Genomic DNA, 14979 nt, shown 5'->3' on the forward strand with positions numbered 1-14979 from the left:
GATTCGGCAACAAATCGGGCCTGCACCTGCCACCGGCCAATCTGGACCAGTCGATTGGGACGTTGCCCCAGAATTTACGGTTGGACGTGTGCGTCCAGCTTGGGGGCGCTCTCCTCCACGAGCTTCAGGAGATTTCCGACCACTGCATCGTCAGGAACCACTCAATTCCAGCGCCCGGGCAATAGGCTGGGTACAACGTTGAAAAAGCCTCCTTTGCCTCTGAGAAGGATCCAGCCGGAATGGCCCGGAGGCGCTTTGCCAGAAAAAGCAATGCCAAGCTGGGTGCACGTGACTCTCCTTGATTGCAATGAATCAGTAGAGTAGCTCCATCCCCGTATCGGGCGGTTGCAAATGTCAGGAAACACCTGAAACTTTCGATTTTGAACAACGGCACAGGTGGGTCGATTAAGTTCAGATATAGATCCTGAGGCGTTTGAAGCCAGAGGTAATTCGGATGGTGCGAAGGCAAGCTCCCCCGATAACCGACGGCGTTCTGGTGGCAGGGAGATTTGCACGCGTGCACCACCGCAAACGAAGGTGAGCCTGCACGGCACGATTCTCTATCTCCGACATTCAGCCTTGTATGGACTTCGACCATGAGCTTCTCTGGTGGGTATTGTACTCGTCAGTGCGACAGATAAGCAGCTAGTCGAGGGCCTCATCGTCGCTGTAACAGTACCAGAATAGGTGGTTAGCGCGATCAATTATTCGACATTTGCTCAGCACCCTTTTGAGCACCCTCATTTGCATAAAAGCCTGGAATTTTGGCCAAGACCTCTGCCGTGCAACAACAAAGGTCAGACTGTTTAGCCATGGCATATCAGCAAGTGGAATAGAATCAGACAGATGCTATTTAAGCTACAAAATGACAAGCGGTACGGCATTTGAAGTAAGTTACTGCCCACCAGCTTTTTTCAAAGATGCAGCCCGATTTCCTCTATGAGAGACTCCGCAAGAGTTGCTTTTTCGATGCCGAAATTTGCATTTTCGGCAAGAGACTTCGATAGCGTTTCGGTCGCGGCTGGACTTTGGGCATGCTCCACCTGAAGCACCTGAGACGCATCGGACGTGTAGACGGAAAGCTCACGGATACTGGGATTGAGCCGCGCCAGATCGTTTTCGAGCCCGGCAAGTTGCTGGGCTTCGCCGGTTAGAATGACCCGGTCGGCGGCAAGGTTCGCGGCTGATTCGGCGGCGTAACCGTAGTCGATATGCTGGGCGGCCTCGGCGTCGAGTTCGACCGTTTTGCCGCTGTCGAGTCGCGCGGCAAGGTCCGGCTCGATCCGCTCGACGGTGGCGAAGTCTCCGGATCGAATGTGGCTCTCATTGTCGAATAAGGTAAACCGGATGCGCTCACCTTCGGCCATCTCACGTGGTTCTTCCCGGTAGACCCTACTCTGGCGAGTCTGGGGACGAAGCTGGGCGGGGTTGTAGGTGACTTGCCCGCCGTCCGCCGTCTCAATGGTCAGTGTGTTCTGGTGTGCATCGACTTCAAGAACACGCGCAGAGCTGTTGTGCGGAATGCCTTCGAGCACCGGGCTTCCAGTGCGGAAATGAATTTCGTCGCCAGGCCAGTAGTTCCCGGCAAAATGCGGATTCGCAAACTTCTGCTCTACAAGAACAGAAACCGCACGGCTCTCCGCTGCCAGTTTTCCTTCACTCTGCAACTCTGCGCGAATCAACTGCGTCAGTTCCCGACGCTCCGCCGCATCGGGAGCGACCACGATGGTTCTTTCCGGCTGCGCGGTGTAGTCCATGACCACAGCAGCAAGGCGATGGCCCGAACTCTGATACTCGTGGACCCGGCCCTGCTGCTTAAGCTGTTCGGTTGCCGCAGCTGGCTGATGTTCTCTGAAAAACTGAACTGCCTCCCGCGTTTGTTCGGTCGTGCTCGGCGAACGAAAGTCCACTGCAGCGGTCTTCGAGATATCAGTGGCGAGTCGCTGGCCCAGAGTTTCGGCGTTGTTGGTGTAGATCCGCGCGTCGTCGGAAGCGCGGGAGACGGAAACATAAGCCAGGCGCGTGTTGATGAGCATCCGGCTCGATTCGGTATCGATGTTGGCAAGCACTCGGCCTGCGGTCAGCCCTTGCGAGCTGTGTGATGTCACCGCATAGCCGTGATCGAACTGGCGAAATTGCTCAGTATCGAAGACGATTTCGCGCGGTTGCTTGCCATCGAGGCGTACGGTCATTTGCCCATTGTCGATTGCAGTAATGGTGCCCAGATCCCGGTTGGCGACGCCGAGCGCCTTACTGGGTTCAGTGAATTGAATGCGGTCTCCTGTCGAGAATTCGCGCGTTTCTTCCACGAAGACGTTGACGCCACGCAACCGGCGCGGATCGTAGCTGACAGATGATCCATTTTCGAGTTCGACAGTGAGCGTGTTGGCACGCGCATCTACATCCTGAACACGGGCAAAACTGTTTCGCGCAATACCTTCGGCTTTGCTGCCTGTGTGGTAATGCAGTACATCGTCAATGTTGTACCGCGCTGCCCACGTCCGGTCGGCTCCGGTCATATCGGAGCGATGGTCGAGCACACGCACCTCATACCCATCGGTCCCCAGCGTTCCATTCAGTAGTAATTCGGCGCGTACTGCTTCGTTGATCTGGCGGCGACTGCGATTATCGGGAGAGACAATGATGGTGTTTTCGGGCTGCGCAGCGTAGTCTTTGGCAATCGCGGTGATACGTTCATTGGTGCCCGCGATTTCCGTCACCCGCCCCTGTTCGGCAAGCAGCGCAACGCCTTTTTCGGTATCGTTCGCGGCAAGCAGTTCGACCGCGCGCCGCAACTCCGGGTCTTTCTGGCGCATGATCTGGTCAAGCTGCGAGGTCCGCATTCCGGCCTGCTGCATCTGCTCAAAAGGCCGTCCCGCATCGACCGCTTGGTGCTGGCTGGTATCGCCGATAACGAGTACCCGGTCCTGGGGTTTCAGCTTTTCGAGGAAAGCCCGCATCTGTCGAGTGCTGGCCAAGCTGGACTCATCCAACATATAGAAGTGGCGTAATTCTATGTTCGCACTGGGATGATTCTCGCCACGGGCGAGGAAACTTTGCAGGGTGCTAGAGTCGATACCAGCCTCGCGGAGTTGGGCCGCGGCGCGCGAGGTGGGCGCAAAACCTTCGACTATGTAGCCGCTTTTTTCCGCGCCCTCGCGGATACTTTGGACCACGGTTGTTTTGCCGGTTCCGGCCCTGCCTTGCAGACCGTGAATGCGGTCAGTGGAATTGAGCGTTTCCTCGATGACGCGCTGCTGCGCCTCGTTCAAAAAGTCCCGCGAACGCGCCTGTTCCTGCGCCTGCTCCGCACTCAGGATCGGCTCAACGGTATTGCGACCGCCGAACATGAATTCGACGTTGGCACGCTCCGCAGCAATGGTCTCCTGCGTGCTGAACCTGCGCCCGGAAGCATACTTTGGGCTGTCTATGATTTGGAAATCACCCGCTGCGCGCCGCACTTCGAACTCCGAGCGAATCTCTTTATAGGTAGTCTCTCCCATACCCCGACGCATGGCGTCGCGCAGAATCCTGCGTTCATCGGCAACCGCCTCCCGCTCGAAAACGCTCTCTCGGGCAAAGGTCACGGCTTCTTTGGCTTTATCGCTCGTTCCAGGTTGGACATGCTGCCGTCGCGCGCGTTCCTGCGCGGCGGCAACGACCTGTTCGGGTTGATTACCGAACTCGACGGCCATCTTTCTGTGGGCGTCAAGAACCTGCTCGGCGGTAAGATTTTGTTTGCGGTCGCGAGTCGAGTGTGCAGCAATCTCGGCAGCCTCCGCACCGGCGCGGCCTGTCCTTTCTAGCTGTTCCCGTATCTGTCTGGAGCGTGGGCTCGAAGCGTCGAGATACTCCTGCGTGTAGCCTTTGATCTCGGGTGCTCCGCTTTTGCCACGCTCGATCTCGTAACCGAGATTGCGGAGCCGGTACATCAATTCCGATTGGTAGACGGCAGTGGCGAACTGCTGCGATTCAAAGAAGCCGCGCTCCTGAAGAGCGCGCGTCGTACCGTCCGCGCGCTCGGTGACGTTGAAGATAACGGCGTGGGTATGGAGCTGCGGCGCGGCGTAGCCCGCGACGGGTCGCGCTGTGTCGTGCTCGAACTTGGCGGCAATAAATTTGCTGGTCGTTTCAGCCGGATGATTGCCGCCGATGCGGGCTTGCGTGTACCGTTCAAGCGCGTTAAGAGCTTCGGTAACGGCGGTGCGATGGGCTTCCCGGACTCGGTCGTCGCCGCCGACAAGAGCCGTGAGCGAAACCGACTTGGGAGCCGAAAAGGTCGCATCCCATCCTGCACGGTGCTCGACGCTCTTGATAGTTGCCCCATCGGCGTTCTTGTACTCGAAGGCGGCGCGCGAGCGAACCATCGGCTGTTCGGTTGCCGGATGTAAACCTTCCGAGAGCCGCTGAAATTCAAGCGGTGAAACCGCACCCGACAGACCAAACCGCATAGCGAGTTGGCCCTGCCACTCGCCCTCGATGGCGATGCCTTGCCGGTAATAGCTCTGCGTTTCGGAAGCGAAGTCCTGCTTGTGATAGGTCTGCGCCTGGCTAGCGCTGAGCGATTTGGATATGGTCAGCATGGCTACAATGACCTCAAATCAAAGGAAATCTGTTCGTCTTCCGAATGTCCCAGCGTGTCGGGAGAATCTGGAATGGCAGGTGTATTAGCGACTTCCTGAACAGGCGCAGATGAATTTTCGGGAGCAATCTCGGTCTGTTCCGCTGCTTGCTGCACAGGCCAGGGGATCGGGCGCGGTGACTTTTCCTGCACAATCGGAGCATCCCCAGAGACGGTCGTCACGGGTTCGGAACCTGCGTTTTCCTGCATCTCCTCGTCTTCCGAAGGAATCGGTTTGAGCGTGTCGGAATCGAAGGCCAATCCGCTGTCAGCCATCTTCCGTGGAATGAAACTATCCGTGGATGTGGGCAGGTCTAGGTAGTCGAAGGCGAAGCGGGCGACCTTGTTTCCGAGCTTCAGATAGGCGTGACGGTCATCGAGCCCGCTGATTTCGGACCCCATGACCAGAGGCTCGATCTGCCGCTCCACGGTGAAGTTCTTGCCTGATCGGGTTCCGTCGAACTTCGTTTCCTTCAGCCGCTCGATCTCGACCTTGCCGATCATCTCGGAGATCCATTCCGCTGCCTTCGGTTCGGAGGTTTTCATGAAGATTTTGGTGGCGGGCTGCGAAAGCATCACCTCGGCTAGATGGCCGTAAGTGACTTCAAGTTGCGCCTTGCCTTGGAAACCGAGTACAAGAGGGTTCAACGACTTTCTGCTCTCACAGACCGCTGTGTGAAGCTGCGGTAATTTCTGCAAGCTCGCCAGTTCGTCGATCACAAACCATACTGGCCGTTGCCCCGGCTGCGGTACGCTCAGCAACCGCAGCACGAGAAGATCGATCCAGAGGGACTGCAAGGGGCGCAGAGCATCCCGCACCTCTGTCTGCGAGGTGATGAATATCCATCCCTGGCGTGTTTTCGCCCAGGTGCGGGCCGTCCAGAGAGGACGGTTTCCGTCCTTTTCCGGCAATAGCCGGAAACCTTTGGCGACGAGACCGAGAGAAGATAGGACGCCTGCACGCTGCGGCCCGGCCTTGCGGTCAATATAGAAGGCCATCTCGGTTCCTTGCACACGCTTAAGCAGTTCCGTATCGCTTGCCATCCATGCGGCAAGCTGGTGTGGCGTCGGCCCCAGCTTCAGCAGGTGCGCAAAAATCTGGGCAGGCGTGTCGTGAAAGAACTCGTCGATCACATCGGTCTTGCGCTGATAGAGCGAAGCGGCGATGGCGTCGGCCTCGGCGTTTGATTCCATCTCCTGCGCCGGTCCCCAGTACGGGCAGCGGTCATCGAGAGGGTTGAGCACGATGTCGCCACGTTCCTTATCAAAGAACCGCTGGATGTACTCGCAGGCGGGATCATAAACGATGGCCGATTCTTTTCGGTCCCTGATCTGGCGCAAAATCTGCATGATGAGCTGGGACTTTCCAACTCCAGTATCGCCCATGATCTGGAAGTGCTGCGCCTCTTTGCGCCGCGGAACCCGCATCATCTTGCGCGCTTCAGTGGTCACGAAACCGACGCCATCGCCCTTGGCGACCCGGTTGAACTGGCGGGGCGTGAGCATGACTGGGCCACGTAAAACACGGCCGTATTTCATCTGCCGAAAGCGTTTGATGTCCGCTGGGATGGCCCATGCGAGCACACCAACAAGGATGACACCGCCGACAATCATCCGCGCGGCGAATACCGCAAGAATGCTCTTACCTTCAAAGACAACATCGTGGAACCAGCGGTACATGGAAGCATCGATATACTTTCTGGTTGGCGCGCGGAACGGGAACTCGTACCCCTGTGACCGTGCCAGCTCAGCTAGTGCGAAGGATGCGGTCTTCCCGCTCGGAAGCGTCATCTTACCCTGCGTGAAGTCAAACGGAAAAGCCAGCCGCGGCCTAGCCTTTCCGCCGCCCAAATAGACGAGCCGATAGCTGCCGTTCAGATGAAAAACGGCCCCAGCGCGGGCGCGAACATAATCGCCAATGTATGCCTGTTCGAACGGCGGCAAGCTGAAGCGAACTTGCTGCCATAGCAGCAAACAGGTAAGCAAGAGCGCCCCCGCCACCGCCGAATAGCTCATCAGTGGAACATGCGGCGGCCAGATGATTGTTTCTTTCCGTCCCCAGCGTGTAGCCATACTATCTCCCCCCTTTCGCGTCATCCGCGTACTGCTGTAGAACTTCCTGCGCGGCCCGGCGCTTCTCGCGGCGCACGGCGCTCATGGCCTCGGTGATCCACTGCGACGTGACGGGCTTGCCGAGAATGAGCGGCTTGATGAGGTTGACCAAGAGCATCCGCGTGGCGACGATTTCGGTAAATACTGCATCGTCATCTGAGCGACGTGCCTCACGCAAGAGAACGTCGCGTGCCCACTCGCTGAGCGATTTGCCTTGTGAGCGGGCCGCGCTGTGAAGTTCGCGTTGCTCTTCGGCCGTGACCCTGGCGTTCGCCATACGGTCTCGCCCGGTCCGGCCTGTGGACCGCGCCAATCGCACATCCATACCGAGTGAAGAGTTTTTTGCAGTGTTCATGGCTTCCTCACAAGACCGGTAAACAATTGTTTTCAGAATGAAAACAGTCGTCTTACCGACCGGTACAAAGTTGTTGATAAAGCGAAGACGTAAACAATTGTTTTCCTCTTCGCTCGACACACCACCCTGGCAGGGATGGAGTGTCGAGATTCTTCCGGTGCGTAGCACCGCAGTGGCTTTGCCACCCTTCGAGGCGCGGGATCATGCCTTCGATCCCGCTGCGACTGCTGCCGTTTGGGACGCTGATTGCGCCGCTGAAACCGGCTTCCTTGGTGACGGATCGGCTGGCTCATTGGCGAGTGGCCGACGCACACGCAACGTGGGCGTAATCCGCTGGGCTTCAGGAGTGCGAAGGAACTCCTGGAAGTCGCGGTCTTTCGAGAAGACATAGGCGAGCGCTTGGTCGATCACTTCATCCGCCGTTGCATGGATGAATGCGGCATACTGATCGAGTTGCATTGCGGTCGAATCAGTCAATCGAATGGATGCGCTGACGTAGTGGGTTTGAACGACTTCAAGCAGTGGCATACAAGCCTCCTTTGGCTGTGAAATCAGGCCGTCTTCCGACGGGTAATCATGCGCTGGGCGGTCGCCGTAATCTCCCGCGCACGAGCGGAGCAAAGTGCGGCTGGAATCTCAAAGCGGCGACGGACTTCGAGCATGGTGATAACGTCGTCGATGGGGATGCCCTCGGCGAGCCAAAGGCAGGCTGAGGCAACATCGACAGTGCGCTGGGCGTAATACACAGGGTCAGCTTTATCGGAACGGCGAACGATCAGTTCATGAGTCAGCTTTGCGGCGTCCAAGCCGTGGGTAAGCCGCGTGCAAACCCAGGCCCAATCGTCTTCGGAATGCGAGTGCTTGCCTGTGGGCGATTTCCGTGCGTTCCCGCGTATCGGCAGCACGGAAGAGCCAACGACGGCACCGAGCCGAAAGTCGGCGGGACCGTAGGTTGCGTCGGCAGGGTATTCAACCGCGACACGGTGCGCGGGAGAATACTTCCGGTTGTAGAAACCGGGGATGCGAAGCACCCGGTTGCAGTCAGTGCAAGCGGGATCGCCGCCGAAAGCCTGGACGATCAGCTTGAGAGTCTGTTCCTGGTGCTCGAAGTCGAAGCCCGCAACGCGCCAGAGCGCCTGATATTTGCCGGGCGATGTCGAGACAATCGCGGTTGGAGTAGGAACAGAATCCGACACTCGCAGCGCAGCAAGACGGGCGTCACCGTCGTCGTCAATATCGATATAAAGATGCCGGACTGAAGCGATGCATTCTTTGGTGCGCTTTCTGCTGCCCGTACGAAGCGGGTTGGCAGAGACGTAGATGTTTGCTCCGTTGTCATTCTCAAAGGTGAGCCAAGCCATATAGCGCGGCGCGAGAACTTGTTCGAGCGTGACCACGCGCTGCTGTGACCGGGGAGCATCTTCCCGGCGCAGCAAGAACGCAATCGTCTCACATGGGGCGAAGCAACGGGTGAGAAAGTTGGCGGCAATCTGGTTCATGGTGTACCTCGTTTGAACGCAATTCCACGGGACGTTTCCAGTGAGAAAGCCCGGCTTGCGCCGGGCCTTCACCGTGAAGGGGTGCGGCCTATGCGGCCGCGTCCTCGAAGGGAATCTCCTGCTCGGCTTCCTGTTCTTCCACGGCGGCCTTTTCCGCGCGGTCGAGCTTGAGGATGGAGTTGACGCGAATGCTGTCGGTGCGCACCGGCTTCTTCGCCTTCTTGGGCGTGTACTCGGTGTGGCGAATCTCACCCTCGACCTGAACGTGCGCGCCCTTTTTGAGCGTGGCCGCGAACTCGCCGAACTTGCCGAAGACGATGCAGCGATGCCATTCAGTGTGCGAGATGTACTCGCCGGACTCTTTGTCCTTGTAAGAGGTCTTGGTGGCGATGGAGAAGGTGGTGAACTTCTGGTCGTTCTTGCCGGTGCGGACTTCGGCGTCGTTGCCGAGGAAGCCCATGAGAATAGCTTTGTTCTTTATGTGGAATTGGGGCCGCTTTTCCGGCGCGTTTCGGACCGCGGCCACTCGCCGGTGGTGGGAGTCCACCGGCGCGGGTGGGTGTGATTTGAAGATAGTTGCGATTAGCATTTGTTGTCACCATTGCGTGCCTGGAGAGCAGGCGCGGTCTCGATTTGATATAGGCGGTCAGGTGTCGGAACATCGGCAAGCTTCCCGATGAGCGTTTCGTAGGCTGCCAGGCCCTGCTCGACCGCCTCCAGTTCAGGTTCGGAAAGAGGGATCTCTTGCCGCAACCGGAGGAGATTGGCCGTGGCCTCCAGAACCTGAGCCCGCGTAGATTCTTTTGCAACGTAGAACGAACATTGGGCGCAGGCCATACGATGCGGGCATTGATCGAAGAAGTCGTAGGTGCAGTATCCGTGGCCCAGATCGAAGAACTTCCACGCCTCTTCGGTCGCCAGCCCCTTGCGAACCACATCCTGGTCGATCAGCACTTCGATCGCCCGGATGTTCCGTTCGAAGTAGCCAGCCTTCTGAAACGATTTGGTCAGCTTCGACGGATTGATCTTTGCGTAATGCTGCGTGGAAGATGGATGCTTGTGCCCCAGCCACTCCTGGATTTCGAAAAGCGACATCGGCTCGCGCGCATTGAAGAGCTGAGTGGCGATCGTGCTGCGTGCTCGGTGACTGGTTATGGGGCCACGGACATCCTCGTGTGGGACACCAGCCTTGATGCACAGCGAGGGGATCAGAACACCGTTGAGGTAGTTATCGCCCAGTGTTTTGGAACGATGCGCAAACAGGTAATCAACCTGCTCACCAGTCTTGCGATCCGTCAGTTTCGCTTGCGCGGGTCGCTCTTTTTCCCATACTTCGATCATTTCACCAACGGTTGCATCCACGGGCTTTGTGAACGCAGTGCTGGTCTTGTTGACCGGAACCGACAACAAGCAGACGCGCTCCCCTGGAGCATCTTGCTGCCATCGTATGCAGCCCAGTCGAAGCCGCCGGATTTCGTCCCAGCGCAGACCCGCGAATAGCCACACGACGGATAACGCCCGCACCAGGGGCAAGGGATAGTAGTGCGCCGCGCCGCGGCCTTGGGCCGACAGATCCGCCGCTGCGATATTCAGTCCGGCCCAGATCAGTTTGGCCCATACATCGTCGGACAGGATGCGGGGATTGCGGTCGACAAGTGATTGCAGGGATCGAGGTGCTCGAAACGCACCGTACGGATCGAAACGGCGCGGAATGACTTCCCATTGTTGCAGGTCGCTGAAGAACCTCCGCAGCGTGGATAGCGAGTGGATACGAGTGTGTGCGGCCATGAGACGGCCGGCGTTACGCACTTCTGCCACAGGACGATGTGCCCATTCACCGCTCTTCTGCTGGAGACACATGGCAACGGCTTCGGCGGCCATAGAACGTGTCCACTCTGCCGGACTTGTCAGCTGAGGATACGTCGCTTGCATCCATCGACCCACTGTAAGGATTCGATAGTAATGGCGAAGCCGACAGTTGGGGGTCAGCGTTGATGTGTCATGCCAGTACCGAGCCAGACGCGCCCATTCGTCAGGAACATTCGCAAGGATGACCTCGGGAGTGCCAAGCATCAGTGAAGGTCGTAATCCCAGACGGCGAATCGGGCTCTCGATGATCCCTTTCGATACCAGCAGACGTGACAGCGCGATTATGCACTGCTCCAAAGCAACAGTGCCGCCTTGTTCTTGTATCTGGAGCAGTGCGCTCTCCGTAATGTCTTCTATGCGCGGAGAGTGCACGATGAGCAACAACTGCGCCAGAGTGAGCGGCGCTATCCGCAGCGTGCGGGCGCGGTAGCCAAGATCGCGCAGTCCAGCTTTGATTTGCCTCTCAGCCTCCGCAACAACCTTGAACCCGAAGACCCGGCGCGCCAGACATGAAAAAACATGCCGCCGTTTGGGGAAGCTCGCCAGCGCATCAAAACCCCGCAGCAGGAAGGCCGCTGCGACGATGTGATTGCCGTTATGTCGACGCGATTCAACGATCTCGATCCACTCCTCGTCTGTCCAGGCCCACAGAGCACGATTACGGCGCCCCATCTCTTCCAGCAGGTAAAAGACGAGAGAACGACGTTTTTGTCCCTTGTACTCGATATGATCGAAGACGTCGTGCAAGGGACGTACAAGCCGGTGGACAACATCGAGCGACGGCTGCCTAGTCTTACTGAATTTGCTCCGCAACGGCAGTTCCACTGCGAGGAAGTGGCGCTCCCTGGCAGTCAGGCTGTGTGCCCGATCGTATTTTGTTGCGTCGACGGGCCAGCTCCACGTGTCGGTTGTTTTCTTCGCACTCATTGAAACAGCCTCCCCATTGCTTCCAGCCGCTGCTGATGCAACTGCTTTATCGTGGAGTTGAACCTGGCCGCCAGATCGCGTGCGCTGAGATGCACATAAATCATCGTGGTCTCGATGTTGCGATGACCGGCGAAGGTCGCGATTTCGTGGATGTCCCAGTCCGCTCGCGCGAGATCGGTCAGACAGAGGTGTCGTAGAGTATGCGGCGTGAAGGCTGGAGCCACCGCGCGTTTCGCGATGGCGGTGACGACCTTGGACCACGCCCACATCGAGACGGGTTGTGCGCGGTTGCGCGGTGACTGCGAAAGGAACAGCCGCCCGCGCTGCCGGCTCAGAGTGCGGCGGTGTTCCAGGTACTGGCCATACAACTCATCGGTCGTAACCGAATATGGCAGGACACGCGACCTCCGGTTCTTGGTGGTCTCTGCGCGCACGCGGATCGTGCGCCGCGATGGATCGATGTCCGATGTTTCGAGCAGGCACAGTTCCTCCCGGCGAAGACCGGCATCGTAGCTCATCGCCAACATCAGGCGGTTGCGGATTGGTTCCTTTGCAGCCTCGGAGAGAATCCGGCACCATTCTTCCTCGGTTGGAATCGTGGGAAGCCGATGCTCTCGTTGCACCAGAGACCGCGCCGAACGACCTTCTCCCCGGCGGAACGGGTTTCTTGTGCAGCGCTCCTCTTCCACAAGGAAGTCGTAGAACATCCGAAGCACCGCCAGATGCTGCTGGATGGTCGCGTTCGCCATCCGGAGGTCCGGTTCTCCTTCGGTAGACGATGGCTTTACCAGATTCCGAAGACAGGCGCCCACGGTTTCCTGCCTGATCTCGTGCGGTTGCTTGCCTTCGGCGCTTAGGAATCGCAGGTATCGCTCCAGGTTGCGGCCGTAGGCATCCAGCGTGTTGAGGGCAAGACCTCGGCACGCCTGAAAGCTAAGCCAGGCGCGGGCATCTCTGTGGCCTGCGACGAACGGTATGCGATCCCATCGGATCTCACTGACAAGTTGGCTCGACTTCATCCTCTTCTCCGTGGCGCTGAGATGTGCGGACGGTGCGAGCCTGAGGAACTGGGCACCGGCCGCCATTTCATCCTTGCACCCGCGCCGGTGGACTCTCGCCACCGGCGAGTGGCCGCGGCCCGAAACGCGCCGGAAAAGCGACACCCAATTCCACATAACTGTCAGATACATGGTAGAGTCTCCGTTTTTGAATTCCCGATCTGCTCGGGTCACACCTGGCGAAGCTATGCGAGTGGGCGCGACTCCCAAGTGCCAAGCCGTGCATTCTGGAGCAGGGGCCCAGACCTGTTCTGGGAGAGGAGTCCGGAAAGCAGAACGGCGCAGTGCCGCAGGGCGTCGCAAAAGCCCCGAAGCAGTGACCGAGCAAGTGAGGAATTGAACCGGAAGACTCGCATCAGAACCGAGCGATCTCTCCGCTTCCTGACGATGCCATCGGTCCAATGGCCGGCAACACCAGATCCACATTCCTCGCCGCCGGACTTCGGGACAAAGACCGCGATATAAGGCACCGCATCTTACATCCGGTATCGCGCGTCTGCTGTTCGGCGCGACCATGCTCAAGAGCGCACAACAAGAGCGAGATTTCGTTCGCGCCATCATGCCCAAGAAGGCTTTTCATAGCCGTGCCTCCGTACGCCGATTCCATCCGCTCGGTCCGCATCGAAATTCACGCTGCCGCCGTGGAGGAAGCCCGGTAGATTTCCTCCGTCTCGAAGGACTGGTCCGCATGGCTGTATCCCTTCACGGTGATTAGCTCGCGTACCCGGCGTCGGCCCGTGGAATTGCGTTCACAGTAGAGGACATAGTCCACTGCCTTGCCGGTCTGCGACCGGATGAATTGCTGGTTGAGATTTGTTCTGGCGCTGAGCGCCATATCCGCCAGTCTGTCCAGTGCGTCAAGAGCGGAATCGGCGTGCAATGTCGAGAGTGTTCCGCCGTGGCCGGTGTTCATCGCTTGCAGCAGGTCGTAGCCACATTCGTCGCGGATTTCGCCCATGATGATGCGGTCCGGACGATGGCGGAGAGCAGCGGCAACCAACTGGCTCGGAGTGACGGCAACCTGACCGGGAATGGCGGCAACAGCCTCCCAACGAACGGCGTTGGGATGCGCAATCTTCAGTTCGGCAGGTTGCTCGATCACAATGAGCCGTTCTTGCATGGGAACGTGGTCGAGCAACGCTTTCATCAGAGTTGTTTTTCCCGAGCCAGTTCCACCGGCGATAATGCCGTTCTTCCGTGCTCCAATCAGGCGCACAACAGTATCCCGAACATCGACGGGAAGACTGCCCGATGCAATCAGCTCATCCGAGGTGAACCAGCGGTTGAATTTTCGGACGGTCAACGTTGGTCCGTTGATCGACGATGGTGGACCGACAACGGCCACGCGCGAGCCGTCCGGCAAGCGCGTATTGAGAATCGGATTCTGCCCTGTAAGGTCTTGGCCGAGGATGCGCGCGACGCGCTCGATGGCGGCCTGCAAGCGCTCATTCGTATACGGATGCTTGAGTTGTATTTGCTCAACGACACCGTTCCGGTCAGCGAACACGCCCATCGTCCCGTTAATCATCAGATCGGAGATCGACGGATCGAGCAGAAGCTCGCGCAATTCCTCGGGGAAGAACGGCAGAATCAGTTCGTAACTCATTTTGCCGCTCCTGCTGTTGCATCCGGCTTAATGGGATCGACGGAGATACGGTTTTCGTGGAACTCCGTGATGGTCAATCCGAGCGGGTTGATGAACTCATACTGCGGATAAATGCGGGACTGGTCACTGACCTGTTTGGGATTGAGATAGTAGGTGATGCTGAGCATCCAATGCTCTGTCCGGGGCTCACGCGAGTTCTGCGCAGAGTAGAATCGATCCGCAGTCATTAGGGCCGTGCCGCGAGCGATGCGCGTGCCCTGAACCATCTCTTCGGACATCGACGTGATGGTCACGTTCTGAACCGCTACATCGCTCGATTCGATCTGCCCGGCTGTGACCTGAGAGACGAGATGATTCTGGTTGTCGTCGGTCATTAACTTGGAGGCGAGAGCCTGCGACAGAAAGTAGTAATTGAGCGGATACTTCTTGGCGATTACGTCCCGGTTGACCGTATAGCGGTAGTTGACCCAGTCGGTTAGATAGGTGCGCACTTCGCCCTCGCGTGGGCTGTAATTGAGGTCGGTATACTGGATCGCCTGAGCGCGGCCCATCTCGTCGATGCGGATGTAGCGATTGGCAATCGGCCGACGCGCCAGCAACAGGTTCATCGCGAGCGAGCCGAGCAGCATGACCGTGCCGCAGACAAGGATCAGACGATAGGCTTTCCGCTCGGCATAGTGTGATGAGTACACCTCGTTTCCGATGCGGTCAACGAGTAGCGATTGCTCGGGCGTGAGTGGCGCTTCAATAGATGCTGTACGTGGCGGCATAGGGAACACTTTTCCTTTCCTCGAGCGTGAGTAACAGGCACGCGGTGTAGATCAGAACCACAATGAGAAGACCGATCATGAGCACCGCAAGCGCATAGCGGATGGAATTTGACAGACCCATCCGACGCAGAAACAAAAAGCTGAAAAGGAAGGTCCACATTC

At 58.1% G+C, this 14979-nt stretch carries 11 protein-coding genes; all 11 read right to left on the minus strand.

Features of this window, described 5'->3' with window-relative positions; translation table 11 throughout:
* Positions 1-914: 914 nt before the first annotated feature.
* A complete protein-coding gene (gene mobF, locus ACOBR2_RS11655; protein ID WP_420236286.1) occupies positions 915-4583 on the minus strand; it encodes a MobF family relaxase in 3669 nt (1222 codons plus the stop codon).
* A 2-nt stretch (positions 4584-4585) separates the two neighbouring features.
* Positions 4586-6694, minus strand: a complete 2109-nt coding sequence (locus tag ACOBR2_RS11660) for a type IV secretion system DNA-binding domain-containing protein (RefSeq protein ID WP_420236287.1) — start codon at positions 6692-6694, stop codon at positions 4586-4588.
* 1 nt (position 6695) lies between these two features.
* Positions 6696-7208, minus strand: a complete 513-nt coding sequence (locus ACOBR2_RS11665) for a plasmid mobilization protein (RefSeq protein WP_420236288.1) — start codon at positions 7206-7208, stop codon at positions 6696-6698.
* An 81-nt stretch (positions 7209-7289) separates the two neighbouring features.
* On the minus strand, positions 7290-7616 hold the full coding sequence (locus tag ACOBR2_RS11670) for a hypothetical protein (protein WP_420236289.1): 327 nt from the start codon (positions 7614-7616) through the stop codon (positions 7290-7292).
* Positions 7617-7639: 23 nt separating this feature from the next.
* On the minus strand, positions 7640-8587 hold the full coding sequence (locus ACOBR2_RS11675) for a RepB family DNA primase (protein ID WP_420236290.1): 948 nt from the start codon (positions 8585-8587) through the stop codon (positions 7640-7642).
* Between the two features lie 88 nt (positions 8588-8675).
* Positions 8676-9113: a single-stranded DNA-binding protein gene (locus tag ACOBR2_RS11680; protein WP_420240008.1), complete on the minus strand. Its 438-nt coding sequence runs from the start codon at positions 9111-9113 to the stop codon at positions 8676-8678.
* A gap of 56 nt (positions 9114-9169) precedes the next feature.
* On the minus strand, positions 9170-11383 hold the full coding sequence (locus tag ACOBR2_RS11685) for a tyrosine-type recombinase/integrase (protein ID WP_420236291.1): 2214 nt from the start codon (positions 11381-11383) through the stop codon (positions 9170-9172).
* The gene (locus ACOBR2_RS11690; protein WP_420236292.1) at positions 11380-12573 is read right to left on the minus strand and encodes a tyrosine-type recombinase/integrase; all 1194 of its coding nucleotides are present in this window, start codon (positions 12571-12573) and stop codon (positions 11380-11382) included. Before ACOBR2_RS11690 ends, ACOBR2_RS11685 begins: the two co-directional genes overlap by 4 nt.
* Before the next feature lie 496 nt (positions 12574-13069).
* A complete protein-coding gene (locus tag ACOBR2_RS11695; protein WP_420236293.1) occupies positions 13070-14047 on the minus strand; it encodes a CpaF family protein in 978 nt (325 codons plus the stop codon).
* Positions 14044-14817, minus strand: coding sequence for a VirB8/TrbF family protein (locus tag ACOBR2_RS11700; RefSeq protein WP_420236294.1), 774 nt, complete (start codon positions 14815-14817; stop codon positions 14044-14046). The genes ACOBR2_RS11695 and ACOBR2_RS11700 overlap by 4 nt, the downstream gene beginning before the upstream one ends.
* Positions 14792-14977, minus strand: a complete 186-nt coding sequence (locus ACOBR2_RS11705; protein WP_420236295.1) for a hypothetical protein — start codon at positions 14975-14977, stop codon at positions 14792-14794. The genes ACOBR2_RS11700 and ACOBR2_RS11705 overlap by 26 nt, the downstream gene beginning before the upstream one ends.
* Positions 14978-14979: the final 2 nt, after the last annotated feature.

Origin of the sequence: Telmatobacter bradus, from assembly GCF_048629425.1 — a bacterium.
GTDB lineage: Bacteria > Acidobacteriota > Terriglobia > Terriglobales > Acidobacteriaceae > Telmatobacter > Telmatobacter bradus.

Bases quoted from the DNA above. Each gene is read 5' to 3' on its own strand.
- mobF (WP_420236286.1), bottom strand. From the start codon at position 4,583: ATGCTGACCATATCCAAATCGCTCAGCGCTAGCCAGGCGCAGACCTAT.
- ACOBR2_RS11660 (WP_420236287.1), bottom strand. From the start codon at position 6,694: ATGGCTACACGCTGGGGACGGAAAGAAACAATCATCTGGCCGCCGCAT.
- ACOBR2_RS11670 (WP_420236289.1), bottom strand. From the start codon at position 7,616: ATGCCACTGCTTGAAGTCGTTCAAACCCACTACGTCAGCGCATCCATT.
- ACOBR2_RS11675 (WP_420236290.1), bottom strand. From the start codon at position 8,587: ATGAACCAGATTGCCGCCAACTTTCTCACCCGTTGCTTCGCCCCATGT.
- ACOBR2_RS11685 (WP_420236291.1), bottom strand. From the start codon at position 11,383: ATGAGTGCGAAGAAAACAACCGACACGTGGAGCTGGCCCGTCGACGCA.
- ACOBR2_RS11690 (WP_420236292.1), bottom strand. From the start codon at position 12,573: ATGTATCTGACAGTTATGTGGAATTGGGTGTCGCTTTTCCGGCGCGTT.
- ACOBR2_RS11695 (WP_420236293.1), bottom strand. From the start codon at position 14,047: ATGAGTTACGAACTGATTCTGCCGTTCTTCCCCGAGGAATTGCGCGAG.
- ACOBR2_RS11700 (WP_420236294.1), bottom strand. From the start codon at position 14,817: ATGCCGCCACGTACAGCATCTATTGAAGCGCCACTCACGCCCGAGCAA.
- ACOBR2_RS11705 (WP_420236295.1), bottom strand. From the start codon at position 14,977: ATGTGGACCTTCCTTTTCAGCTTTTTGTTTCTGCGTCGGATGGGTCTG.